This window comes from Mycobacterium colombiense (assembly GCF_001672755.1).
GTDB classification, from domain to species: domain Bacteria; phylum Actinomycetota; class Actinomycetes; order Mycobacteriales; family Mycobacteriaceae; genus Mycobacterium; species Mycobacterium colombiense_C.
The window spans coordinates 51,764-76,161 of the sequence record NZ_LZKI01000195.1 but is presented as its reverse complement, the minus strand read 5'-3'; the positions used below and the strand labels follow the sequence as shown (position 1 = coordinate 76,161).

21 protein-coding genes and 1 tRNA gene are annotated in these 24,398 nt (G+C 66.4%); 7 read left to right on the top strand and 15 right to left on the bottom strand.

All coding sequences use genetic code 11. From position 1 onward, the window contains the following. Positions 1 to 45: 45 nt before the first annotated feature. From A5708_RS27850 to A5708_RS25125, 7 genes are all read right to left on the bottom strand, one after another. Positions 46 to 255: a leucine zipper domain-containing protein gene (locus tag A5708_RS27850; protein WP_081293089.1), complete on the bottom strand. Its 210-nt coding sequence runs from the start codon at positions 253 to 255 to the stop codon at positions 46 to 48. Between the two features lie 128 nt (positions 256 to 383). Continuing rightward, a tRNA-Arg gene (locus tag A5708_RS25150) sits at positions 384 to 456 on the bottom strand. A gap of 49 nt (positions 457 to 505) precedes the next feature. Further along, entirely contained in the window at positions 506 to 1,330 is an 825-nt protein-coding gene (locus A5708_RS25145) for an LLM class F420-dependent oxidoreductase (protein WP_081293088.1), read from the bottom strand. A gap of 7 nt (positions 1,331 to 1,337) precedes the next feature. After that, the gene (locus A5708_RS25140) at positions 1,338 to 2,414 is read right to left on the bottom strand and encodes a poly-gamma-glutamate hydrolase family protein (RefSeq protein ID WP_065031210.1); all 1,077 of its coding nucleotides are present in this window, start codon (positions 2,412 to 2,414) and stop codon (positions 1,338 to 1,340) included. Further along, the gene (locus tag A5708_RS25135; protein WP_419538355.1) at positions 2,415 to 3,656 is read right to left on the bottom strand and encodes an Nramp family divalent metal transporter; all 1,242 of its coding nucleotides are present in this window, start codon (positions 3,654 to 3,656) and stop codon (positions 2,415 to 2,417) included. 83 nt (positions 3,657 to 3,739) lie between these two features. Continuing rightward, positions 3,740 to 4,816 carry a diacylglycerol kinase gene (locus tag A5708_RS25130; protein WP_065031208.1) on the bottom strand — a complete coding sequence of 359 codons (1,077 nt, stop codon included), beginning with the start codon at positions 4,814 to 4,816 and terminating at the stop codon, positions 3,740 to 3,742. Positions 4,817 to 4,840: 24 nt separating this feature from the next. Further along, positions 4,841 to 5,632, bottom strand: coding sequence for an SDR family oxidoreductase (locus A5708_RS25125; protein WP_065031207.1), 792 nt, complete (start codon positions 5,630 to 5,632; stop codon positions 4,841 to 4,843). Positions 5,633 to 5,871: 239 nt separating this feature from the next. Between A5708_RS25125 and pstS (A5708_RS25120) the strand changes: the two genes are divergently transcribed. The 4 genes from pstS (A5708_RS25120) (at position 5,872) to pstA (ending at position 10,328) form a co-directional block, all read left to right on the top strand. Continuing rightward, positions 5,872 to 6,978: a phosphate ABC transporter substrate-binding protein PstS gene (gene pstS, locus A5708_RS25120; protein WP_065031206.1), complete on the top strand. Its 1,107-nt coding sequence runs from the start codon at positions 5,872 to 5,874 to the stop codon at positions 6,976 to 6,978. A 252-nt stretch (positions 6,979 to 7,230) separates the two neighbouring features. After that, entirely contained in the window at positions 7,231 to 8,343 is a 1,113-nt protein-coding gene (pstS, locus tag A5708_RS25115; RefSeq protein ID WP_065031205.1) for a phosphate ABC transporter substrate-binding protein PstS, read from the top strand. A gap of 30 nt (positions 8,344 to 8,373) precedes the next feature. After that, positions 8,374 to 9,348: a phosphate ABC transporter permease subunit PstC gene (gene pstC, locus A5708_RS25110; RefSeq protein ID WP_155766184.1), complete on the top strand. Its 975-nt coding sequence runs from the start codon at positions 8,374 to 8,376 to the stop codon at positions 9,346 to 9,348. Positions 9,349 to 9,425: 77 nt separating this feature from the next. Further along, the gene (pstA, locus tag A5708_RS25105; protein ID WP_065031203.1) at positions 9,426 to 10,328 is read left to right on the top strand and encodes a phosphate ABC transporter permease PstA; all 903 of its coding nucleotides are present in this window, start codon (positions 9,426 to 9,428) and stop codon (positions 10,326 to 10,328) included. A gap of 12 nt (positions 10,329 to 10,340) precedes the next feature. On the opposite strand, the gene A5708_RS25100 is transcribed toward pstA, so the two are convergent. The 5 genes from A5708_RS25100 to A5708_RS25080 all read right to left on the bottom strand — a co-directional run bounded on the left by A5708_RS25100 (position 10,341) and on the right by A5708_RS25080 (position 16,111). Continuing rightward, positions 10,341 to 11,246: a Ku protein gene (locus A5708_RS25100; RefSeq protein WP_065031202.1), complete on the bottom strand. Its 906-nt coding sequence runs from the start codon at positions 11,244 to 11,246 to the stop codon at positions 10,341 to 10,343. Between the two features lie 80 nt (positions 11,247 to 11,326). Then, the gene (locus A5708_RS25095; RefSeq protein WP_065031201.1) at positions 11,327 to 12,250 is read right to left on the bottom strand and encodes a carbohydrate kinase family protein; all 924 of its coding nucleotides are present in this window, start codon (positions 12,248 to 12,250) and stop codon (positions 11,327 to 11,329) included. Further along, positions 12,247 to 13,674 carry a mannitol dehydrogenase family protein gene (locus tag A5708_RS25090; RefSeq protein ID WP_065031200.1) on the bottom strand — a complete coding sequence of 476 codons (1,428 nt, stop codon included), beginning with the start codon at positions 13,672 to 13,674 and terminating at the stop codon, positions 12,247 to 12,249. Before A5708_RS25090 ends, A5708_RS25095 begins: the two co-directional genes overlap by 4 nt. Before the next feature lie 56 nt (positions 13,675 to 13,730). Further along, positions 13,731 to 14,588 (bottom strand): HAD family hydrolase, encoded by an 858-nt coding sequence (locus A5708_RS25085; protein ID WP_065031199.1) that lies wholly within the window; start codon positions 14,586 to 14,588, stop codon positions 13,731 to 13,733. After that, complete coding sequence (locus A5708_RS25080) at positions 14,585 to 16,111, bottom strand: mannitol dehydrogenase family protein (protein ID WP_065031198.1); 1,527 nt, start codon at positions 16,109 to 16,111, stop codon at positions 14,585 to 14,587. The genes A5708_RS25085 and A5708_RS25080 overlap by 4 nt, the downstream gene beginning before the upstream one ends. Positions 16,112 to 16,239: 128 nt before the next feature. Between A5708_RS25080 and A5708_RS25075 the strand changes: the two genes are divergently transcribed. Both A5708_RS25075 and A5708_RS25070 read left to right on the top strand, forming a co-directional pair. Further along, complete coding sequence (locus A5708_RS25075) at positions 16,240 to 18,507, top strand: ATP-dependent DNA ligase (protein ID WP_065031197.1); 2,268 nt, start codon at positions 16,240 to 16,242, stop codon at positions 18,505 to 18,507. Further along, positions 18,504 to 20,453, top strand: a complete 1,950-nt coding sequence (locus A5708_RS25070) for a fumarylacetoacetate hydrolase family protein (RefSeq protein WP_065031196.1) — start codon at positions 18,504 to 18,506, stop codon at positions 20,451 to 20,453. Before A5708_RS25075 ends, A5708_RS25070 begins: the two co-directional genes overlap by 4 nt. Positions 20,454 to 20,491: 38 nt before the next feature. On the opposite strand, the gene A5708_RS25065 is transcribed toward A5708_RS25070, so the two are convergent. Further along, a complete protein-coding gene (locus tag A5708_RS25065) occupies positions 20,492 to 21,409 on the bottom strand; it encodes a class I SAM-dependent methyltransferase (RefSeq protein WP_065031195.1) in 918 nt (305 codons plus the stop codon). A 75-nt stretch (positions 21,410 to 21,484) separates the two neighbouring features. Between A5708_RS25065 and A5708_RS25060 the strand changes: the two genes are divergently transcribed. Continuing rightward, the gene (locus tag A5708_RS25060) at positions 21,485 to 22,291 is read left to right on the top strand and encodes an enoyl-CoA hydratase/isomerase family protein (protein ID WP_065031194.1); all 807 of its coding nucleotides are present in this window, start codon (positions 21,485 to 21,487) and stop codon (positions 22,289 to 22,291) included. Between the two features lie 22 nt (positions 22,292 to 22,313). Here the strand turns inward: A5708_RS25060 and A5708_RS25055 are convergent, their stop codons facing one another. Then, the gene (locus A5708_RS25055; RefSeq protein WP_065031193.1) at positions 22,314 to 23,180 is read right to left on the bottom strand and encodes an LLM class flavin-dependent oxidoreductase; all 867 of its coding nucleotides are present in this window, start codon (positions 23,178 to 23,180) and stop codon (positions 22,314 to 22,316) included. 116 nt (positions 23,181 to 23,296) lie between these two features. Then, complete coding sequence (locus A5708_RS25050; RefSeq protein ID WP_065031192.1) at positions 23,297 to 24,040, bottom strand: STAS domain-containing protein; 744 nt, start codon at positions 24,038 to 24,040, stop codon at positions 23,297 to 23,299. Between the last annotated feature and the right edge of the window lie 358 nt (positions 24,041 to 24,398).

Here is a 24,398-nt window from a genome sequence, read left to right as displayed (position 1 = left end):
ATGAGTTACTCGTTCCGGCAAGTTGGTAGTCCCGGGACGGCACGGCTATTCGGTCCGGGTTGGTCGGAGGTTCTGCCGGATGCGTGATTTGGGCGGCGCTATCTGGGGGCGCCAGCAGTGGGCACCGATGGTCGGATGGCCTCGCCGCTTACGCGGCCGGTCCACCAACCCGTCCAGGGCCTCGGCGTCATAGCGGGCTAACCACGAGTGCGGCGTCTGAGGCGACTCCCCACCCTTTTCGGCAACCTGCGAGATCGACGATCCGTCACATCCAGGGAGTGTTAAGGATCAGCCGAAACAACTGTCAAGCATCAGCCGAAACACTGTCAGGCATCACCCGAAATAGAAATGTCAAGCATCAACCGAGGCCATACAAGCTGACGTGCCCCCGGCAGGATTCGAACCTGCGACACCGGCTTTAGGAGAGCCGTGCTCTATCCCCTGAGCTACGGGGGCGGACGGGCCTGAGCTTACCGGCACGCCCACCGATAGATCGCCGCGGCGGTCAGCGCAGTTCGGCGATCACTTTCGAGAAGTTGTCGATGTTGTTGTCCTGCACGGTGAAGGACGACACGCTGTACTTCTCGCGGTATGCCAACAGCGTGTCGGCGATCTCGCGGGGCGAACCGCTCAGGACCGAGGGCTGGGACAGAATCTCTTCGTCGGACAGGTCCGGCGCGTACGAGCGGGTCAGCTTGAGGTCGGGCTCGGTCTCGCCGACCCGCGGCATCGCCGTGATGGCCAGGTTCAGCTCGAGTGACTCGACCCGGTCTCCCGCCGCCTTGCGGACGAAGTCCACGCGTTCGGCGAACGGGTCTTCGACGTCGCGCACCTTGGAGCCGGTCAGCCCGATGATGTCGGCGTTCCGGGCGGCGATGGTCAGTACCCGGTCGCCATTGCCGGCGATGATGAGCGGCGTCGACGGATGGTGCTCTTTCAGGTACTTCGTCATGTGCTCGAGATAGTCGACCCGCGCGCCTGCGCTGGGATAGGGGATCTCCGCGGCCTCAAACTCCTCCCGGACGTAACCGGTGCCAAGGCCGATCTCCAGGCGGCCATCGCTGAGCAGATCCAGGCCTTGCATGTCCCGGCTGAGCAGGGCCGGCTTGTAGAACGCGGAGTTGAGCACATACATGCTCAGCCGCAGCGTCGTGGTGACCATCGCGACCGCGGTCAGTGTCGGGAACGGGGCCGCGGCCCCCAAATGGTCCGGCACACAAAGAATGTCGAACCCGGCGTCCTCAGCGCGCTTGGCCTTGTCGAGCAGTGCCTCGCGCGACTTGAAGAACCGCATACTCATCCCGAAGCGAAAATCCTTGGCCACCAACAATCTCCGTTCAACGATCCGACATTGACCAACAACGGGCGGCCTCCGCCAACCCCTGGATCAGGGCGCTGGTGACCGACGACAAACCGTCATCACCCGGCAGCGGGCTGCGCGGGCTGATCCCCCTGACCCGGGCCGAGAGCTCCAGCTGGGTTCCGCCGTCACGCACCAGGTTCACCGGGTTGCGCGGATGCAGGCCCCGCAATTCCGGTGGGATCTCGTCGAGGTCGGTGATCACCTGGTAGCCGGTGAGCCGAATGTGCCGGGTCAGGTGAGCGGCCAGCGTCCGGTTGCGGCCGCCCGCCAGCAGCTGCGTGCTGCGACCGTCGCGGCCATACCCGTGCAGCGACACCGCGGCGTCGACGTGGTCGAGGAACTCGGCGAGTCGCGGCGACTCGGCCGGGTCGAACAGGGCCGACGGCAGGTGATGAGGGTAAGCGTCGGGATGACGCACCACGTACACCGAGGCCCCGGCGGCCTCGGCGGCGCGCTCGGCGATCACATCGGTCATCTCTTCCAGCCCGCCACCGTGGATCGCGAAAAAGCCGAATCGCGAACGTAATCGGCTGCTCTCGGTCACCCCGGGGTCGTTAAGTAACGCCGAAAGTGACTGTGGCCCAGGCCCGGACGTCGATGACGATTTCGGGCGGGGCCAGCCGGCGGGATCCCAGCGGCGCAAGAAGTCGACCCAGCGTTGCGGCAACCCTTGCTGCGTGGCACCGTCGATGATCTTGGGCAGATAGCCCGGTCTGGGCGGGCCCGGCGTCACGCGGTGGTCGATGTAGACCCAGGCCGGCTCGGGTCCGTCGTCGGTGTGCACCGTCATCTCGTCGCGCCGGTAGCGCACCGGCACCCCCTCGGCGCTGTCCAGTGTCGCCAGGTCACCGTCGGAGATCCGCCACACCACCCCGTACACCTGGTTGCCGGCGAGCGGTTCGACGGTAGCCACGCCGCGCTGATTGATCAGCCAGTCGTGATCGGCCAGCACGGCAGGCCGCGGATGCGCGGCGTCGGGGCAGCGTTGCGCCATCTGCATGACGCATAGGTTCGACCCGTATGCGAAGTAAAGGTGCCGGAGGGCCGGCATTCAGCCGGTCACCGTCAGCCAGATGAGCACCACGTTAAGCAGACTAATCAATATGCCGACGGCCCAGCCGAGAATCGTCGTGACGCGGTGATTGGCGTCGCTGCCCATCAGCCCACGATTGCTGGTCAGCTTGATCAAAGGCAGCACGGCGAAAGGTATTCCGAACGACAACACCACCTGCGACAGCACCAGTGCGCGGGTGGGGTCGAATCCCACCGCCAGAATCACCAAGGCGGGCACCAGAGTGATCACCCGCCGCAGCACCATCGGAATCGACCGGTGCAGCAATCCCTGCATGATCATGGCGCCCGCATAGGCGCCCACCGACGACGACGCCAGGCCCGACGCGAGCAACCCGACAGCGAACAGCACCGCGATGGTCGCGCCCAGCGTGTTGTGAATCGCGGAGTAAGCGCCCTCGATGGAGGCGCTGACGTCGCGGTGCTGCAGATTGACCGCGGCGATCACCAGCATCACGGCGTTCACCGTGCCGGCCACCGTCATCGCCAGCACGACGTCCCAGCGAGTGACGCGCAGCAGCAGGCGCCGGTGTGACCCCTCGTCTGGATGTCCGTGCCGGTCCAGGACCAGGCCGGAATGCATGTAGACCGCGTGTGGCATCACCGTGGCGCCCAGGATGGCGGCCGCCAGCAGCACGCTTTCGGTGCCGTGAAACCGGGGCACCAACCCGCCGAGCATCTCCTCCGGCGGGGCTGTCTTGACGAAGAAGCTCGCCGCGAACCCGATCGCGATGACCAGCAACAAGCCCGTGATGACCCGCTCGAAGATGATCTGCCCGCGCCGGTCCTGAATCCCCAGCAACAGCAAGGCCACCAGGCCGGTGATCAGCCCGCCGGCCAGCAGCGGCAGGTTGAACAGAATGTGCAGGGCAATGGCCCCGCCGACGACCTCGGCCGCATCGGTCGCGACGGCCACGAGTTCGGCCTGCGCCCAGTAGACCAACCGGGCCGGGCGGCCCATCCGCTTGCCGATGGTGGCGGGCAGGGAGCGCCCGGTGACCAGCCCCAACTTCGCCGACAGGTACTGCACCAGGCCCGCCAGCACGTTGGCCACGACGATGACCCACAGCAGCAGGTAGCCGTACTGCGAGCCGGCGCTGACGTTGGCGGCGACGTTTCCCGGGTCGACGTAGGCGATCGCGGCAACGAACGCGGGCCCGAGCAAATACCAGTTGCCCTTGAGCGAGCCCTGGGTGCGCTGCCCCAACGTGTCGACCTCGATTCACTTCACCGAATAAGAAAGTGAGGTTAGTCGAACATCTCGGCGTGACCCGCAGCGGCTACGGCGTTTCCCGCCCGCGGGCCTCACTGCGGGAGGTAAAGCCCCTTGCCGGTGACCAGCGGCAGGTCCACTGTCGTCACGATGCCGGGCTGGGCGGCCACCACCGCGGGGATCGCGTTGACGACGCGCATCGCGGTGGCCACCAGGCCGGCGTGGTTGTGATCGCCCTTGCGGCTGCTCAGGCAGACGTCCATGGCATAAGACGGTTCGCCGGTGATCTCGATGCGGTAGGAGCCGCCCTCCTGGGCCGGCTGCGGCCACTCCGGGCACAGGTCCCCGCGCAACCGGGTGACGTGTTCGAGGACGACGACGGGGTCGCCGTTGACCATGCCGAACACCTCGAAGCGCAACGCCGCGGCGGTGCCTTTGGCGATATGACCCGAGGCGATGTCGAAATCCTCCGGAGCGGGGATGCGCACGTAGTCCTGGGTGACCTCGTCGAGCGAAATACCCAGGCCCGCAGCCATTTGGCGGATCACCGAACCCCACGCCAGGCTGAGCACGCCGGGCTGCAGCAGCATGGGCAGCTCGTCCAGCGGCTGGCCGAAGCCCATCACGTCGAACATGACCGCGGTGCTGTCATACGTGGCGTAGTCGACGATCTCCATGCACCGAATCTGCTGGATGCTCTGGCAGGTACCCGCCAGCGCCAGCGGTAGCAGATCGTTGGCGAAGCCGGGATCGATACCGTTGACGTAGAGGCTCGAATTCCCTTCTTGCGCAGCATCTTCCAGGGGCTTGATGAGCTCCTCGGGGATGACCTGCCACGGGTACTGCAAGAAGACAGGGCCGCTGCCGACGATGTTGATTCCGGCCGCCAGGACGCGCCGGTAGTCCTCGAGCGCCTCGGGCAACCGGTTGTCGGCCAGTGCGTTGTACACGGCGCATTGCGGCCCGGTGGCCAGCACCGCATCCAGGTCGGTGCTGGCGAGCACACCGGTCGACTCGCTAAGCCCCGCAAGCTCCGCCGCGTCCTTGCCGGCTTTGGCGTCCGACGACACCCAGACGCCCTTCAGGTCGAACTCCGGATTGGTGATGAGCGCGCGCAGGGCGTGGATACCGACGTTGCCGGTGCCCAATTGGACGACGGGGATGGGCATGACGTGCTCCTTAGCGGTCGGGGGTCACAGGTCCGGGACGGGGATGTCGAGGTTGGGGAACGTGAGGCCGCCGTCCACCTCGAGCGTCTTACCGGTCAGGAAGTCGCCTGCGGGAGAGGCCAAATAGACTGCGGCAGCGGCGATATCGACGGGATCGCCCAGACGGCGCATGGGTGTTGCCTTCTCCATAGGTGCACGCAGGTCGTCGTTGGAGGCCACCACGTCCAGCGCGGAGGTCAGGATCGATCCGGGGGCGATCGCGTTGACCCGGATGCGCGGGCACAGGTCCAGCGCGGACGACCGGGTGTAGTGCGCCAGCGCGGCTTTGGCGGTGGCGTAGGCAGCGAAACCACGCCCGGCCAGCCGGCCCATGGTCGAGGTGATGTTGATGATGCTGCCGCCGCCGGAGTGCTCCAACATCAGCGGCACCGCCGCGATGGTGAGCGCGTGAGCGGTAGCGACGTTGAAGGTGAATGCGTCCTTGAGGTCCTTGGTCGAGGTGGTCAGCAGCGTGTTGGGCATGGTGCCGCCGACGTTGTTGACGACGATGTCTAGTTTCCCGAACGCCTCGACGGCCTTGCTGGCCAGCTCGGCGGTGGACTCGGGATGGGCCAGGTCGGCGGCCACGATGTGGGCCCGCCGCCCGACGGCCCGGACCTGTTCCGCGACGGCTTCTAGTTGAGACTCCGTGCGTGAGGAGATGAGGACATCGGCGCCCGCCTCGGCGAAGGCCAGCGCGATGGCCGCCCCGAGACCGCGACCTGCACCAGTGATGACGGCGACTTTGTCGTCGAGACGGAACCTGTCAAGGATCATGGCGGCCTCTCTTCATTTTGGTGTCAGCCGACACGGTAGCAAGCCGCGCCGTCTCGGATCGGGCATTTCTGGAACAGGTTCTACTTTTGTACACGGGGGTGGCGATGCGGCCCGCAGTGCGGGTATGCACGCGGCGTCGGGCGCCCACTCGCGCCGGGCGACCATTCGCCCGCCGTTAACCTTGATGCTGTTAGCTGAACGGCGACGATCGTGTCTGGTCTTCACCGTGAGGAAGTAACTTGAGGCGCAACCGATTTGGTGCCGCATTGAGTGTCCTGACGGCCGGTGCGCTGGCGTTGTCGGGGTGCGGGGGCGGCGACACCCGGGCATGGGGGAGCGGGGCGACCCCGCCGGGCCACGTCGATTGCGGTGGAAAGAAGGCGCTGAAGGCCAGCGGATCGACCGCGCAGGCCAACGCGATGACCCGCTTCGTCAGCTCGTTCGAGCGGGCCTGCCCCGGCCAGACGCTGAACTACACCCCCAACGGTTCGGGAGCCGGCATTGGTGAATTCACGGGTAATCAAACCGATTTCGCGGGTTCAGACTCACCGCTGGCCCCGATCGAATACTTCGCCGCCGAGGCGCGATGCGGGTCGCCGGCGTGGAACCTGCCGGTGGTTTTCGGCCCGATCGCCATCACGTACCACGTCGCGGGCGTCAACTCGCTGATCCTCGACGGTGCCACGGCCGCCAAGATCTTCAAGGGCGCGATCACCGCCTGGAACGATCCCGCCATCCGGGCGCTGAACCCCGGCACCGCACTGCCGTCCGAGCCCATTCACGTCACGTTCCGCAGCGACCAGTCCGGCACCACGGACAATTTCCAGAAATACCTGGACTCCGCGTCCGACGGCGTGTGGGACAGGGGCATCGGCAAGGCCTTCAACGGCGGGGTCGGCGAGGGCGCAGAGGGCAACGGCGGCACGTCGGCGGCCGTGAAGGCGACCGAAGGGTCGATCAGCTACAACGAATGGTCATTCGCGTCGGCGCAGAACCTGGCGATCGCCAGGATCGTCACCTCGGCCGGCCCCGACCCGGTGTCGATCGGTGCGGAGTCGGTCGGCAAGACGATCTCCGGCGCCACCCTGACCGGACGGGGCAGCGACCTGGTGGTCGACACCTTCTCGTTCTACAAGCCGACACGGCCCGGCTCCTATCCCATCGTGCTGGCCACCTACGAGATCGTCTGCTCGAAATATCCCGACCCCCAGGTCGGTGCGGCGGTAAAGGCGTTCCTGCAGAGCACCATTGGCGATGGACAGAACGGGCTAGCGGGCAACGGGTATGTCCCGGTGCCCGCGTCGTTCAAGTCACGGCTGGCGGAGTCCATCAACGCCATCTCGTGATGTGAGACGGCGCCCGCGGGTCGCCGCGAAAGGCAACCGATTTTCTTTGCTGCCGCAGCGTGCCGAACCGCTGTCCAGTCCGGCTCGCGCCCACGTCGCCGCCCGGTGCCATCGCGTTCAGCGATGAGCGCCGAACAATTTGCTCAACGTTCACCTTGTTACTGTTAGCTTCGTGGCTGCGAGACGGCTGGTCGGGCGCTACGGCTACCGACCGGCGGCGATCCTGTTTCATCCCTACCGTAAGGAAGCGAATTGAAACTCAACCGATTTGGCGCCGTGCTGAGTGTCGTGAGCGCCGGCGCGCTGGCGTTGTCGGCATGCGGAAGCGACAACAACGGGACCGGCGCGAGCGCAACGAGCGGCTCCTCGTCGGGCAACGTGAGCTGCGGCGGAAAGAAGGCGCTGAAGGCCAGCGGCTCGACGGCTCAGGCCAACGCGATGACCCGGTTCGTCAACGCGTACGAGCAGGCCTGCCGCGGTCAGACGCTGAACTACACGGCCAACGGGTCGGGCGCGGGAATCAGCGAATTCAACGGTAAGCAAACGGATTTCGGTGGTTCGGACTCGCCGCTGGCGGCCAACGAATACGCCGCCGCGCAACAGCGCTGCGGTTCGCCGGCGCTCAATCTGCCGGTGGTCTTCGGGCCGATCGCCATCACCTACAACGTCGCGGGCCTCAATTCACTGAGCCTGGATGGCGCCACGGCCGCCAAAATCTTCAACGGCGCGATCACGACGTGGAACGACCCCGCGATCCAGGCGCTCAACCCGGGAGCTGCCCTGCCGTCCGAGCCGATTCACGTCGTGTTCCGCAACGACGAGTCCGGCACCACGGACAACTTCCAGAAGTACCTCGATGCCGCCTCCAACGGCGCGTGGGGCAAGGGCGCCGGCAAGACGTTCAAGGGCGGCATCGGCGAGGGAGCAAAGGGGAACGACGGCACCTCGGCGGCGATCAAGGCGACCGAGGGCTCCGTCACCTACAACGAGTGGTCGTTTGCTCAGGCGCAGAAGCTGAACATGGCCAAGATCATCACCTCGGCCGGCCCGGATGCGGTGTCGATCAGTGCCGACTCGGTGGGCAAGACGATTGCTGGAGCCAAGATCGCCGGCCAGGGCAACGACCTGGTGCTGGACACGCTGTCCTTCTACAAGCCCACCCAGGCCGGTTCCTACCCGATCGTGCTGGCCACCTACGAGATCGTCTGCTCGAAGTATCCCGACGCCCAGGTCGGTACGGCGGTCAAGGCGTTCCTGCAGAGCACCATCGGCGCCGGCCAGAACGGCCTGGCCGACAACGGCTACATCCCCATCCCTGACGCGTTCAAGTCGAGGTTGTCTGCTTCCATCAACGCCATCGCATAACCTGAGGTGGTCGTGACACGAGGAACAGCTATCAGCCCGTCGACCGCGGACAAGCCGGCACTAACTGCGCTGAGTCAGCACGTGGGGCGGCGGGCTGATCGACTGTTCAAGTTGATGGCCGCCGCCGCCGGCTCGACGATCGTGGTCGCCATCCTGTTGATCGCCGTCTTCCTGCTGCTGCGCGCCATCCCGTCGTTGCGCGTCAACCACGCGAACTTCTTCACCAGCGCCAGGTTCAGTACCAGCGACCCGAACAGGCTCGCGTTCGGCATCCGCGACCTGCTCATGGTCACGGTGCTCAGCTCGCTCAGCGCGCTGGTGCTGGCCGTCCCGGTCGCGGTCGGCATCGCGGTGTTCCTCACCCAGTACGCGCCGAAGCGGCTGGCGCGACCATTCGGCGCGGTGGTGGATCTGCTGGCCGCGGTGCCGTCGATCATCTTCGGGCTGTGGGGAATCTTCGTGCTCGCACCCCAGATCGAGCCGGTGGCCGCGTTCCTCAACCGCCACCTGGGCTGGCTGTTCCTGTTCAAGCAGGGCAATGTCTCGCTGGCCGGTGGCGGCACCATCTTCACCGCCGGCGTCGTGCTCTCGGTGATGATCCTGCCCATCGTCACGTCCGTCTCGCGTGAAGTGTTCCGGCAGACCCCGCACATCCAGATGGAGGCGGCGCAGGCGCTGGGCGCCACCAAATGGGAGGTGGTGCGGATGACCGTGCTGCCGTTCGGCCGCAGCGGCGTCATCGCGGCCTCGATGCTGGGACTGGGCCGAGCGCTGGGCGAGACCGTGGCGGTGCTGATCATCTTGCGTTCGGCCGCCCGCCCGGGTAACTGGTCGCTGTTCGACGGTGGCTACACATTCGCCTCGAAGATCGCGTCGGCGGCCGCGGAGTTCAGCTCGCCGCTGCCGACAGGGGCGTACATCTCGGCGGGATTCGCCCTGTTCGTCTTGACGTTCATCGTCAACGCGCTCGCCCGCGCGATCGCCGGCGGCAAGGTCAACGGATGACCGGCCGGAAGGAGGAGCGGCGCTCGTGACCCGCGCCGTGACGATGCAGAGCGAAGCGATGAGGAGGAGCGGCGCTCGTGACGGTTGAAGCACTGGACCGGCCGGTCAAGATCGAGGTGTTCCGGCCGTTGAGCTTCCGGCGCCGGATCACCAACAACGCCGCGACGGGTTTCTTCCTCGGCTCGTTCTGCGTTGCGCTGGTGCCGCTGGTGTGGGTGTTGTGGATCGTCGTCGAACGCGGCTGGTACGCCGTCACACGGTCGGGCTGGTGGACCCACTCGCTGCACGGCGTGCTGCCGGAACAGTTCGCCGGCGGCGTCTACCACGCGCTCTACGGCACGCTCGTGCAGGCCGGGGTGGCCGCCGCCCTGGCCGTGCCGCTGGGCCTGATGACCGCGGTCTTCCTGGTGGAGTACGGATCCGGGCGCCTGGTGCGGCTGACGACGTTCATGGTCGACGTGCTCGCGGGCGTGCCCTCGATCGTGGCGGCGCTGTTCATCTTCAGCCTCTGGATCGCCACCCTCGGCTTCCAGCAGAGTTCGTTCGCGGTGTCGCTGGCCCTGGTCCTGTTGATGCTGCCGGTGGTGGTGCGCTCCGGCGAGGAGATGCTGCGCCTGGTGCCCGACGACCTGCGCGAGGCCAGCTACGCGCTCGGCGTGTCTAAATGGAAGACGATCGTGCGGATCGTCTTCCCAATCGCGATGCCCGGCATCGTGTCCGGAATCCTGTTGTCCGTCGCGCGAGTCATCGGCGAAACCGCGCCGGTGCTGGTGCTGGTCGGCTACAGCCGCTCGATCAACGTAGACATCTTCCAAGGCAACATGGCGTCACTGCCGCTGCTGATCTACACCGAGCTCACGAATCCCGAACACGCTGGCTTCCTGCGGATCTGGGGTGCGGCGCTGACCCTGATCATCATGGTCGCCGTCATCAACATCGTGGCGGCGCTGACGCGCTTCCTAGCCACCCGCAGACGCTGACCCGACAGCGGGTCAGGATTTCGACGATGCCTTCGAGGCCGCCTTCTTGGCCGGAGCCTTCTTGGCAGCCGTCTTCTTCGCGGGAGTCTTCTTCGCCGCGGCCTTCTTCGCGGGTGCCTTGCCGTTACCGGAACGCGCCTTCACGCTGGCCTCCAACTTGGCGAGCAGATCGGAGACGTCCTCGGTCTCGTCCAGCTCCTTGGGCTGCTCCTCGGTGGTGAACGCTTCCCCGCCTTCGAGTTTGGCGTCGACCAGCTCTTGTAGCTGCTCCTGGTAGGTGTCGTGGTAGCGGTCGGGATTGAACTCCTCGGCCATCGACTCCACCACCTGACCGGCCATCTTCAGTTCGGCTGGCTTGATCTCGACCTTCTTGTCTAGGATGGGAAAGTCGGGATCGCGGATCTCATCGGGCCACAACAAGGTGTGGATCACCATCACGTCGCGCTTGCCGAAGTCCTTGACGCGCAAGGCCGCCAGCCGTGTCTTGTTGCGCAGCGTGAAGTGGACGATCGCCATCCGATCAGTCTCGGCGAGCGTTTTGGCAAGCAGCACATAGGATTTCGACGATTTGGAATCCGGTTCCAGGAAGTAGCTGCGGTCGAACAGCATCGGGTCCACTTCGCTGGCCGGAACGAACTCCAGCACTTCGATCTCGCGGCTGCGTTCCTCGGGCAGGGTGGCGATGTCGTCGTCGGTGATGATGACCATCTGACCGTCGTCGGATTCGTAGGCCCGGGCGATGTCACGGTATTCGACCGTCTGGCCGTCCACCTCGCAAACGCGTTGGTAGCGGATGCGGCCATTGTCCTTGGCGTGCACCTGATGAAACTTGATGTCGTGGTCCTGGGTGGCGCTGTACACCTTGACCGGGACGTTCACCAGCCCGAACGCGATGGAACCCTTCCAGATGGAGCGCATGCAAGTCAGTATGCCCGTAGGGCCGGTGGCAAAACAGCACGACAGGGCTACGACCTGGGATTGTCCGCCCGGGCTTTCGGTTATTCGGGTATGCGCCGACTGAAGCGAGCCGCGTCCAGCGCGGCCCGATCCGGGAGGTCAGCGCCGGCGCGCGCGACGGTCAGCGCCGCGGACAGGCTCGCCGCCTCCAGCGCCGTCGTCAGTGCGTCCACTTTGATCCCGTGCAAGTCGGCGCGACGGTCGCCGCCCAGCGATCCCGATTTCCACAGCGCGTCGAGCAGACCGGCCATGAACGAGTCACCGGCGCCGACGGTGTCGACCACGTGCACCGCGCGCGTCGGCACCCGGGCGACGCCCGCCGCGCAGAAGGCCACCGCGCCCCGGTCGGCCATCGTCACCGCCACGATGGCCGGACCCAACCGCAGCCACGTTTGCGCGATCTGCTCGGGCGTGCGAGCGGGGTCGATCCAATGCAGGTCTTCCTCGCTGACTTTCACGATGTCGCTGCGCTCGATGAGGTGCTCGATGCGTTCGACGGCCAGTTCCCGGTCGGCGATGAGCGACGGCCGGACGTTGGGATCGAAGGTGATCGTGGCCGAGATTCGATAGGTGTCGACCAGTGCCGCGACCGCCAGGCAGCCCGGATCCTGCACGGCGGCAATCGATCCGGTGTGAACGAAAAGCGGCGGGGTGACCGGCGGTGTTCCCGAGAGTCGCCAGTCCAGATCGAACACGTATTCAGCCGACCCGTCCTCGGCGATGGTTGACCGCGCGGTCGGCGTGCGCGGCGCGGTCCGGCTTTCCGAGACCAGTTGCACCCCTGCGGCTTCGACGTAGTCGACGATGCGCCGCCCGTACGTGTCGTCGGCGATCGAGGTCAGGAAGTCGACCTGTCGGCCCAGCCGGCCGAGTCCGACGGCGACGTTGAGCGGACTGCCGCCGACATGCTCGTCGCCCCCGACGATATCGATCAGCGACTCACCGATCACCAGCCCGCGGGTCATCGCACCAAGGCATCCAGCGTCGCGCGAGCTCCCTTGCTGTGCAACGAATCCAGTGCCCAGAGGTACGCCTCGACGAAGCGTGGCTGATGGGCCAGATCGCAGAACACCGCGGTGATCTCGATGAACACGGTGGGATTCTCGTGCTGCGACCTGGCGATCGGGATCAGCGAATCGGCCAGCTGGTCCAACACCTCGTACGGGTTGCCCCACTCGTCGACACCCTCGGCGTATCGCGCCCAGCTCGCCACCACCGCTGCCGCCAGCCGGACCGACCCGTCGTTGGCCAGGTTGTCGCAGATGACGGGATACAGAAATTTCGGGATGCGGTCCGACGAGTAGGCGCACAGCCGCGCGACGGTGTCCCGCACGGCCGGGTTGGCAAACCGCTCTACCAGCGTGCGGCTGTACTCATGCAGGTCGATGCCCGGCACCGGCGGGAGCGTCGGAATGGCTTCGGATTCGAAGTAGGCAAGCAGGAATTCGGCGAACAACGGATCGCTCGCGGCCTCGTGGACGAACTTGAAGCCGCAGAGATGGGCGAAGTAGGCCAGGCACTGATGTCCCGCGTTGAGCAGTCGCAGCTTCATCAGCTCGTACGGGCGCACATCGTCGACCAACAGCACGCCTGCCTGCTCCAGCGGCGGCCGGCCGTCGGCGAAGGTGTCCTCGATGACCCAGGCGGTGAACGGCTCGGCCACCACCGGCCACCGGTCGTTGACGCCGAAGTCGCGTCGCACTTCCGCGGCCATCTCCAAAGTCGTTGCCGGCGTGATGCGATCGACCATCGAACTCGGGAACCGGGCGTGTTCGGCCACCCACTCGGCCAACTCGGGATCCATGTGTTCGGCGCTCGCGAGCACGGTACGCCTGGCGACCTCACCGTTGTTCTCGATGTTGTCGCAGGAGACGATCGTCGGCGCGGCGATCCCGCGTTGGCGACGTCGGGCGAGCGCCTCGGTGATCAAGGCGAAGGCGGGCCCATCGGGGTCGCGGTATCCACCTTCGGTGATGGTCAGTGAAATGATCCGGGTGGACGGGGCGGCCAGCACCTCCAACGCCGAATCCGGATCGTCCGGGGCATAGCGGTAGTCGATGATCGAGCCGATCACCTGGGCATCGCGGCTGCCGTTGGGATTTTCCAGGATCAGCGTGTACAGCCCGTCCTGGCCATTGAGGACGTCGCGCATGGTCCAGTCGGCGGGCATCACGCCGACACCGCAAATGCCCCACTCCTGCGCCACACCTTGCTGCAGCAGCAGATTAATGTATGCGGCTTGATGCGCCCGGTGGAAGTGACCGGCGCCGATGTGCGCGATCCCGACGCTGACGCTGCCGCGGTCATACTTCGGCGCGTCGATCGGCAGCTCGGAAAGCGACGCATTGTTCAGATCGATCGCATTGTTCAGGTTGATCGCGCTGGCCATCGTTGGCCACCTCCTCCTCGGGTCGCGGCCCGGATCGCTACTGCGAGGTCGATGCCCTACGGGAGCGGCGAACGTCCGGCCGGCACGGCCGCCGACAACAGGACATCAGCAAGGGCACGCCACGAATCGGTGATCGCGACTGCGCCGGCATCGATCAATTCTGCACGGCGGCAATCCCGTTCGTCGGGCAACACGAACATAAGGTTGCCGACGGTCGCGTAGCCGGCCGCGACCGCGGACTTCACGCCGGCCACGGAATCTTCAATGGCCAGCCCCTGTTCGGGTGCGACGCCCAGTACCTGGCCGCAATGCAGATACACCGCCGGATCGGGTTTGCTTGTCGGCACCGGAAGAGAATCCTCCGCGCTGAAGGTCACCGCCTCCGGTAGGAGCGAGGCCAGACCGGTGGCGGTGAAGCAGGCGCGCAGACGCTTGGTGGCGCTGGAGCTCACGGCCGCCAGTGCGTAGCGCGCCGCGAGGTCGCGCAACGGTTCGAGCACCCGCGGATCGGGGCTCAGGGTGACCGCCAGGTGAGCGGTGACCCGTTCGCGCTCGTCGCGCACCCACTGCTCGAGTTCGTCGGCGCACAACGCGCTGCCGCTCGCCACGTCGTCGGCCGACGCGACCACCGCGGCAGGGCGGCCCTGGGCCAACGTCTGGTCGAGCGGAACCTCGCATTGCACCGCCAAGTCCAGAGCCGTGGTGCGGAAGTTCTTCCCGACGGCGCGCTTACGCAACTCCTCGGAGCTCAGCGGGGCGGTCACGCCGAACCTGGCCAGGAAACGATTCGTGACCTCAGTCGATGCGTCGAACGCCGGCCTCTCCGACCCGAACAGGTTGTCATCGGCGTCGCAGAGCAGGGTGGTGATCGGCGCCGGGTCGAATTCGCGCATGAAGGTCAAGCCCGCGGTCATCGTGCCACCAACTCCCGCTGGTCGTGGCGCAGCGCGTCGCGCAGCGTGAGCAACACGCCACGCGCGTCGATATCCGCGATCATGTCGCCGAGGCGCTCCGCAAAACCGGGGACCGCGCGGACCTCGGCGAACATTTCGTGCCCCAGCAGCGGATCGGGATTACTGCTTGCCATGTTGGCCAACCTAGCCACCGGTATCGCCTGCGAGTCTTCGAGGCGCAGCTTTCGTCCCTGGAGGTCGTGGCCGCGCATGTAACGGGCCCATCCGGCGACCGCCAGCATCAGCAGGGTGTGTGGCCTGCCCTGCGCGATCGCCTCCTGCAGCGAGGGCACCACGAACGTCGCGATCTTGCTGGTTCCCCGGCGGGCCAGCCGAGAGAGCTGGTCACTCATTCGGGGATTGCCGAGCCGGTCGAGCAACGTGCGCCGGTATTCGGGTGTGTTCATCCCGGGGACCGGGGGCAGCAGCGGCTGAATCTCGTCGCGCAGCAGCTTCTCGACGAAATCGAAGATGATGCCGTCGCGCATCGCTTCGTCGGTGCGCTGGTAGCCGGCCAGGATGGCCAAGCACGCCAGCGCGATATGGGTGCCGTTGAGCAGCCGGGTCTTGATCAGCTTGTGGTCGCTGACGTCGGCAACGAACTCGGCACCGACCTCGTGCAGCGGTGGCCGCCCATTGCTGAAGGAATCCTCGATCACCCACTGGCAATACGGCTCGGTCACGACGGGCCATTTGTCGGCGACGCCGAACGTCTCCTCGACGAATTGGCGCTCCGACTTCGAGGTTTGCGGGGTGATGCGATCGACCATGGTCGACGGGAACGCGACATGCGTGTCGATCCAGCGGGCAAGCCCGGGGTCCTTCAGCGCGGCGAAGGACACCAGAGCGGTCCGCGCCGGCTGGGTGTCACCGGGGATGTTGTCGCAGCAGAGCACGGTGAACGGCGCGATACCGGCGTGGCGACGGCGGTCCAGGGCTTCGGCCAGGTACCCCCACGCGGTGGCGTAGTTGCCGGACGCGACCAAGTCGGCGCGCACGTCGGGATCGTCGGCGTCGAACTCGTCGGTGACGGGATTCAGGAAGTATCCGTTGCCGGTGATGGTCAGGCTGACGATGCGGGTTTGAGGATCTGCGAGGGCGGCGCGGACGGCTGCCCCGTCGTTCGGTGCGTAGTGCACCGCGCCGATCGAGCCGACGACGCGGGCGGTTTGGCGGTCGTGTCCTTGCTGTACCACTGTGTACAGCCCGTCTTGCGCCGACAGCAGGTCTTTGACGTCGGGGGAGTGGAGGCTGACGCCGGTAACCCCCCACCGGTCGGAGATGCCCGAGCGGGCGAGGTCGTCGAAGTAGACGGCTTGGTGCGCCCGATGGAAGTTGCCCGCACCGATGTGGACGACTCCGCGGCCGAGGGACGACCGGTCGTAGGTTGGGACGTCGATCCTCCGGGAATGCAGTCGTAGGGTCGCGTCGCTGAGTGGGACGCCGCTGTTTCGACGCCACGGGGAGGGGATTACGTCAAACATTCAGTGTCTGTGCCCCGGCTCGGACGTCGATCAACACTTTCGTGGGTCATGTCACAAAATGAATTGGCAGTTGGACGATTAACGGTGGTCAAAGCGGTTAACACGCGCGAAACGCGTAGTTTGACAACATGGCACCGCGGCTGAAACTGACCAACGCCGAGAAGGTGCTGTACCCCGCCACGGGTACCACGAAGAGCGACATCTTCGACTACTACACGCGCATCGCCGAGGTGATGATCCCGCACATCGCCGGGCGCCCGGCCACGCGCAAGCGCTGGCCCAACGGCGTCGAGGAGGAGTCGTTTTTCGAGAAACAACTGGCCTCGTCGGCGCCCGACTGGCTGCCGCGCGCCAGCGTGACGCATCGATCCGGAACGACGACGTATCCGATCATCGACAGCGTCGACGGCCTGGCCTGGATCGCCCAACAGGCCGCACTGGAGGTCCACGTACCGCAGTGGCGCTTCGTCGCCGAGTGGACCCGTAGCCGGGCCGAGGAACTGAAACCCGGCCCGGCGACCCGCTTGGTGTTCGATCTCGACCCGGGTGAAGGCGTCACGATGGCCCAACTGGCCGAGGTGGCGCGCGCCGTCCGCGAACTGATCACCGCCATCGGGCTGACCACCTATCCGCTCACCAGCGGCAGCAAGGGCCTGCACCTTTACACACCGCTGCAGGAGCCGGTGAGCAGTAAGGGCGCCACGGTGTTGGCCAAACGCGTTGCGCAACAACTGGAAAAGACGATGCCCACGCTGGTGACGTCGACCATGACCAAGAGCCTGCGGGCCGGAAAGATCTTTCTGGACTGGAGTCAGAACAACGGCGCCAAGACCACCATCGCGCCGTACTCGCTGCGCGGACGTGAGCAACCCACCGTTGCGGCGCCGCGCACCTGGGAGGAACTCGACGACCCGTCGCTGCGCCAGCTGCGTTATGACGAAGTGCTGGACCGGGTCGCCCGAGACGGCGATCTGCTGGCACCGCTGGACGAGGATGCACCGGTCCCCGATCGCCTGAGCAGATACCGCAGCATGCGCGACGCGTCGAAAACCCCCGAGCCGGTCCCGGTTACGAAACCGGCTGTAGGACAAGGGAACAGCTTCGTCATCCAAGAACACCACGCCCGCCGGCTGCACTACGACTTCCGGCTGGAACGGGACGGCGTGCTGGTGTCCTGGGCCGTGCCGAAGAACCTGCCGGAAACGACCTCGGTGAACCACCTGGCTGTCCACACCGAAGACCATCCGCTGGAATACGGCGGCTTCGAGGGCATCATCCCCAAGGGCGAGTATGGCGCCGGGAAGGTGATCATCTGGGACTCCGGAACCTACGAGGCCGAAAAGTTCAACGACTCCGCCGAAAAAGGGGAAGTCATCGTCGACCTGCACGGCAGCAAAATCTCCGGACGCTATGCACTGATCCAGACCAACGGCGACCAGTGGCTCGCGCACCGGATGAAGGATCAGAAGGTCTTCGACTTCGACACCATCGCCCCCATGCTGGCCACCCATGGTTCGGTGACGGCGCTGAAGGCGGGCCAGTGGGCGTTTGAAGGCAAATGGGATGGCTACCGGCTGTTGATCGAGGCCGACCACGGCGCCATCCGGATACGGTCCCGGCGTGGCCGCGAAGTCACCAGCGAATACCCTGAATTACGTTCGCTCGCAGAAGATCTCGCCGAACATCACGTGATCCTCGACGGCGAGGCCGTCGTCCTGGACCCCTCGGGTGTGCCCAACTTCCATGCGATGCAGAACCGCGGCCGGGGCTCGCGCGTCGAATTCTGGGCGTTCGACGTGCTCTACCTCGACGGCCGCTCGCTGCTGCGGGCCAGGTACTCAGACCGGCGTAAGGTACTGGAAATGCTCGGCGCCGGCAGCGATCTCATCGTTCCCGAACTGCTGCCCGAGGACGGCGCGCAGGCGCTGGAGCACTCCGGCAAGCGCGGCTGGGAGGGGGTGATCGCCAAGCGGCGCGACTCCACCTACCAGCCCGGCCGGCGCTCGTCGTCCTGGATCAAGGACAAGCATTGGAACACCCAGGAAGTCGTCATCGGCGGCTGGAAGGCCGGCGAAGGCGGGCGCAGCAGCGGCATCGGCTCACTACTGATGGGCATCCCCACCGCGGACGGCCTGCACTTCGCGGGCCGCGTCGGCACCGGATTCACCGAACGCGACCTGACAAAGCTGAAGAGGACGCTGGCGCCGCTGCACACCGACGATTCCCCCTTCCATCCACCGCTGCCCCGCAGCGAAGCCCGGGGCGTCACGTACGTCGAGCCGGTTCTGGTCGGGGAGGTGCGCTACAGCGAGTGGACCCCGGATAACCGGCTACGCCAATCGAGTTGGCGGGGGCTACGGCCGGACAAGGAAGCAAGTGAGGTGGTGCGCGAGTGAAATGGGTTACCTACCAAGGTGATGACGGCGAGCGCGTCGGGGTCGTCTCCGGCGACACCATCCACGCGCTGCCAGCGGGCGCGACGCTGCTCGACCTGATCGCGCGCGGCGCTGACGAACTGCGGCAAGCGGGGGAGCAGGCGCAGCGCTCCCCGGCGGCGACGGTGGCGCTCGCCGACGTGCGGCTGTTGGCGCCCATCCCGCGCCCGCCATCCATCCGGGATTCCCTGTGCTTCCTCGACCACATGCGTAACTGCCAGGCCGCGCTGGGCGGCGGGCGGCGGCTCGCCGACAGCTGGTATCGCATCCCCGCGTTTTACTTCGCCTGTCCGGCAACCGTTTTAGGGCCCTACGACGATGCCCCGACGGCACCCGGAAGCGCTTGGCAGGACTTCGAATTGGAGGTCGCCGCGGTGATCGGGGCCGGCGGCAGGGATCTCACCGTCGAGCAGGCCGAAGAGGCGATCATCGGCTACACCATCTTCAACGACTGGTCCGCACGCGACCTGCAGCAGATGGAAAGCCAACTGGGTATCGGACAGGGCAAAGGCAAGGACAGCGGTGTCACGCTGGGTCCCTACCTGGTGACGCCCGACGAGCTCGAGCCCTACCGCCACCCGTCCCATCCAGGCAAGCTGGACCTGCGGGTCACCGCCCTGGTCAACGACGCCGTCATCGGTACGGGGTCGACGGCCCAGATGGACTGGACCTTCGGCGAAGTCATCTCCTACGCCTCACGCGGCGTCACCCTCAACCCCGGGGACGTCATCGGGTCCGGAACGGTGCCCACCTGCACACTGGTCGAGCATCTCAATCCCACTGCGCTGGAATCTTTTCCCGGCTGGCTGCACGACGGCGACGTCGTCACGCTCCAAGTCCAGGGCTTGGGCGAGACCCGGCAGACCGTCCGCGCGAGCCGCGCGCCACACGCGTTGGCCGCGCGGCCCAACCCGGACGCCGCGTCCGCAGCGCCGCGGGTCAATCGGGCACCGGCCCGGGTACCCTACACCCGCGGGCTGCATCAGGTCGCCGACCGGGTGTGGGCATGGACGCTGCCGGACGGGGGCTACGGGTGGAGCAACGCCGGGCTGATCGCCGGCGAGGGCGCGTCCCTGTTGGTCGACACCCTGTTCGACCTGGCGCTGACCCGCGAGATGCTCACCGCGATGCGGCCCATCACCGCGTCCGCGCCCATCACCGACGCGTTGATCACGCACTCCAACGGCGACCATACCCACGGCAACCAACTGCTCGACGCGTCGGTGCGTATCATCGCCGCGCACGGCACCGCCGAGGAGATCGAGCACGGGATGGCGCCCGAGATGTTGGCCATGGCGCAAACCGCCAACCTCGGGCCAGTAGCGACCCCGTACACGCGAGAACGCTTCGGGCACTTTGACTTCAGCAACATCACGCTGCGCAACGCCGACCAGACCTTCGAGCGCAACCTGTCCGTCGAGGTCGGCGGGCGGCGGATCGACATGCTGAATCTGGGTCCCGCGCACACCGCCGCCGACTCGGTGGTGCACGTGCCCGACGCGGGGGTGCTGTTCGGCGGCGACCTGCTGTTCATCGGCTGCACGCCAATCGTGTGGGCCGGCCCGATCGCCAACTGGGTTGCGGCGTGCGACACGATGATCGCGCTGGACGCGCCGACGGTAGTGCCGGGCCACGGCCCCGTTACCGATCCGGACGGAATCCGCGCGGTGCGTGGTTATCTCGTGCACGTCGCCGAACAGGCCGAGGCCGCCTACCGGCGGGGCTTGTCGTGGGCCGAGGCCGCCGACACGATCGACCTCGGCGAGTACGCCACGTGGCTGGACGCCGAGCGCGTCGTCGTCAACGTCTATCAGCGCTACCGCGAACTCGACCCGCAGACACCGCAATTGGCGGTCATGGCCCTGTTGGTGATGCAGGCCGAGTGGCTGGCCAAGCGGTCCGCGTGACAGGCGGCTGCGCGGCGAGTGTGGGCCGCGCGCGCCGGTTAGAGCCGCACCGCCCTGACGAAGCTGATCGTGGCGGCGGGAACCTGATGCTCGGCGGGCCCCAGTTCCGGTAGGCCCGCGGCCGCGAACAGGTCGGTGAGCCGAAATGTGGTGGTATCCCAGCCGTTTGCCGCCAGGTGCGCGGCGACGTCGGTGTGCTCGCCCGGGTAGGCCAAGCCGGCGATGTCCAGATCAAGGCCCTGCCGTCGCCACCCCTCGGTCATGAGCCGGGCCTGTTCCTGTCCCTCCGGCGTCGTCGGGGCGACGGTCCCGAAGTCGCCGGCGAACCGGCTGCCTTCGCTGGACAACGGAATGATGGCGTCCAGCAACCGAACTTCGGCCTCGGGCGGAAGGAATCCGATCAGCACTCCCTCGGCGAGCCACGTCGTCGGCTGGTCCGGGTCAAAACCCGCCGCCTGCAAGGCCGCCGGCCAGTCCTCACGCAAATCGATGCCCACGGTGCGGAGTTCGGCGGTCGGCGCCGCGCCGATCTCGGCCAGCGTCGCCGTCTTGAACGCGATCACCTCCGGCTGATCGATCTCGTACACCGTCGTCCCGGCCGGCCATCGCAGCCGGTAGGCCCGCGAGTCCAGACCCGATGCCACGATCACCACCTGGCGCAACCCGGCCTGCCCGGCCGCGGCGAAATAGTCGTCGTAAAACCGTGCCCGGGCGGCGAATGTGTCCATCATGCGCGAGAACCCGACACCCGTCTCCAGGTCCATCGAATCGAGTTCGCCGGCCGCCAGCCTGGTGAATACGTCCAGCCCGACGGCGCGCACCAGCGGCTCGGCGAACTCGTCGGTGATGACCGGCTGCGGGCGTCTGGTTGCCGCCGCCCGGGCCGCGGCCACCATGGTGGCGGTGGCGCCCACGCTGTTGGCCAGGTCCCAGGTGTCGCCTTCGGTTCGTGCCATGGCTGCTCCTTCGATGTGGTGGCAAAACCACCGTATGCCTCCTCGGTAAAGAGCGACGTCGCCTACGGTTCCCCTATGCCTGCAGTGACACTGGAACGTCTGGAAGACAACATCGCCTGCATCACGCTGAACCGGCCGGAGCGCCTCAACGCCATCGATGGGTCGTTGATCGACGGCGTCCATGAGGCCCTGGACGTGTTGGACAACGGTGAGTACCGGGTGGCGATCCTGACCGGTGCCGGGCGCGGATTCTGCGCCGGCGCCGATCTGAGCGGCACCGGCCGGCCCTGGACCCAGAACAAGCCGACCACCCCGGCGTTCAAGGTCAACTACGACGCCCAGGTCCGGCTGGCCAACCTGTACACCCGGATCTACGAGATGGACATTCCGGTGATCGGCGCGGTGAACGGGGTTGCGGTCGGGGGTGGGCTGGCGTTCTCGTTGGTCTGCGATATCCGGGTCGCCTCCGAGCAGGCGCGGTTCGGTTCGGTGTTCATCAAGGCGGGGTTCTCGTCGATGGACATGGGCACCAGCTACCTGCTGCCCAAGATCGTCGGCGCCGGGGTGGCGCGCGAACTCATGCTCACCGGTCGCATCATCGACGCGGCGGAGGCCTACCGCATCAATCTGGTGCACGAGGTCGTCGCCGCCGACGAGCTGATGCCGGCCGCGCTGAGGCTGGCCCTCTCGATCGCCGAGAACAACGCATACGGCGTGTGGCAGACCAAGATTGGCCTCAACGCCGCACTGGACGCGCCCAGCCTGCGCCATGCCATCGAGATCGAGAACCGCACCCAGATCCTCAGCGGCTTCACGAACAACCCGCTCGAGGCCGCGATGGCGCACCGGGAAAAGCGCGCCCCGAAATGGGATGTGCTGTAACGCGTTTCGCGTGCGACCGCCGCTAAAGCTTCGCGATCACGTTCTCGGCGAACATCTCCAGGTTGCGAATCTTGCTGTCCAGCGGCTCGGTGTCCTTGCCCTTGATGTAGGGGATGCGGAAGCCGACGATGACGTCGGTGACGCCCTTGTCCTCGAGCCGTTTGATGCCGTCGGCGGTGTAGGCGTCGGCCGAGATCACGTGGATCTCGAACGGCCCGGTCTCGCCGGCTTCCTCGCGGAACTTCTTGAGCTTGGCCAGCAGGTGGTCGAGTTCCTCGGGATCGCCGCCGCCGTGCATCCAGCCGTCCAGACGCGCCGCGCGCCGCAGCGCGGCGTCGGCGTGCCCGCCGATCAGAATCGGGATGGGTTTGGTGGGTGCCGGGGTCATCTTGGTCTTGGGGATGTCGTAGAACTCGCCGTGGAATTCGAAGTAGTCGCCGGTGGTGAGGCCCTGGATGATCTCGATGCATTCGTCCATCCGCTTGCCGCGCCTGGCGAACGGGACACCCAACAACTCGTAGTCCTCGGGCCACGGGCTGGTGCCGACGCCGAAGCCCACCCGGTTGTCAGTCATCGCGGCCAGCGACCCGATCTGCTTGGCCACCAACGCCGGTGGCCGGATGGGCAGCTTGAGCACGAAGAAGTTGAACCGCAGCTTCGTGGTCACCGCACCCAATGCCGAAGTGAGCACGAAGGTTTCGATGAATTCCTTGCCATCCAGGAATTCGCGGTTGCCGTCCGGCGTGTAGGGATATTTCGAATCGGATTCGAAGGGGTAGGCGATGCTGTCGGCGATCGTCATGGCGTCGTAGCCGGCCGCCTCGGCTGCCTTGGCCAGCGGGATGTAGTACCTAAAGTCCGTCATCGCCTCTGCGTAGGTAAACCGCACGTCATCTGCCTTCCTGAAGGGGTCGTCAGTCGACATTAGAACGTGTTCTAGTTTCAGCACAACCGGCAGGTCGGCGCGGCGACACACCCGGGCCGTCGACCGGGGCAGGTTTTGGGCTACAGCTGGTTCTCGGGGCCGATGACCGCCCACACCGTCTTCCCGGACGCGGTGGGCGTGCTGCCCCACGCTCGGGACAACGCGTCGACGATCGCCAGCCCGGACACGTCGATGCCCTTCTTCGGCGACGGCAGTCGCACCGCGGGCGTGTTGCTTGCATCCGACACCGCGATGGTCGCCGTCGTGCCCTGCGCTTCGATGCGCACCGCCGGAACGCTGGCGGTGTGTTCCAGCACGTTCTCCACGAACACGTTGACCACCACCAGCGCGACCGGAATGAGCTTGGACTGCGACCAGGTGGTGAGCCATTCGCGGACCAGGCGCCGCGACTCGCGCAGACTGGTCAGGTCGGCGGGCAGCTGCACATCGGCGCGCCGCACCGGGCGCCGGCTGTTCTGGCCGAGCGCCTTGAGCGCGGCCTTCTCGCTCGCATAGACCGGCATGAAGTGGGTGACACCGCTATTGGTGATCGCCTCGCGGACCGCCCGGTCGGTGCAGACCAGCACGATCGGAATGTGGGGGGCGCTGCCGGCCTGCCAGTACGCGCCCATGAAGGTCGCCCAAGCCGATTCGGTGCGCACCTGGAGCCCGGAGACGTTGACGATCACGGCGGCGGCATCGTCCAGCGTGGCTTTGAGGATGCGTTCGCGAAGTGCGATCGAGTTGGCGGCATCAAGCTCGCCGTCGACGGTCAGAACGGCAACCGAGTCATCCGTCCGCATCGCAACGGCCACCGGGCTCATCCCAGCTCGGTCCTGGCGTCCGGTTCCATTTCCCGCTCCTCGCATCATGCCGGGCCGACTGCTTGAGTATCCGCTCTCAGCGGCAAAAGTCTACTTCGAGAACCAGCGGCCTCGACACAGCCGGAAACCGCAGGCTGCGATTGCGATCCCGGTAAATCCATGCCGCAAGCCCGCAACAAAAGCACCATGCGCCCCCCTCCCACACCCGTCGGGAGCCGACCAACCCCAGCCCGACGCGCTATGGAGTCAAATGCCCAGCACGCGCTTCCATCGGGGTTACCACGCGGTGACCGCCGCCAAACTTTTCGGTATGCCAGAAGAACAGCCGGTTAACCAGCGCAAAGGCATCAGCCATCGC

Bases quoted from the DNA above. Each gene is read 5' to 3' on its own strand.
- A5708_RS25060 (WP_065031194.1), top strand. From the start codon at position 21,485: ATGCCTGCAGTGACACTGGAACGTCTGGAAGACAACATCGCCTGCATC.
- A5708_RS25125 (WP_065031207.1), bottom strand. From the start codon at position 5,632: ATGATCCTTGACAGGTTCCGTCTCGACGACAAAGTCGCCGTCATCACT.
- A5708_RS25065 (WP_065031195.1), bottom strand. From the start codon at position 21,409: ATGGCACGAACCGAAGGCGACACCTGGGACCTGGCCAACAGCGTGGGC.
- A5708_RS25085 (WP_065031199.1), bottom strand. From the start codon at position 14,588: ATGACCGCGGGCTTGACCTTCATGCGCGAATTCGACCCGGCGCCGATC.
- A5708_RS25080 (WP_065031198.1), bottom strand. From the start codon at position 16,111: ATGTTTGACGTAATCCCCTCCCCGTGGCGTCGAAACAGCGGCGTCCCA.
- A5708_RS25100 (WP_065031202.1), bottom strand. From the start codon at position 11,246: ATGCGCTCCATCTGGAAGGGTTCCATCGCGTTCGGGCTGGTGAACGTC.
- A5708_RS25095 (WP_065031201.1), bottom strand. From the start codon at position 12,250: ATGACCCGCGGGCTGGTGATCGGTGAGTCGCTGATCGATATCGTCGGG.
- A5708_RS25090 (WP_065031200.1), bottom strand. From the start codon at position 13,674: ATGGCCAGCGCGATCAACCTGAACAATGCGATCGATCTGAACAATGCG.
- A5708_RS25140 (WP_065031210.1), bottom strand. From the start codon at position 2,414: ATGCCGGCCCTCCGGCACCTTTACTTCGCATACGGGTCGAACCTATGC.
- A5708_RS25130 (WP_065031208.1), bottom strand. From the start codon at position 4,816: ATGCCCATCCCCGTCGTCCAATTGGGCACCGGCAACGTCGGTATCCAC.
- A5708_RS25050 (WP_065031192.1), bottom strand. From the start codon at position 24,040: ATGAGCCCGGTGGCCGTTGCGATGCGGACGGATGACTCGGTTGCCGTT.
- A5708_RS25075 (WP_065031197.1), top strand. From the start codon at position 16,240: ATGGCACCGCGGCTGAAACTGACCAACGCCGAGAAGGTGCTGTACCCC.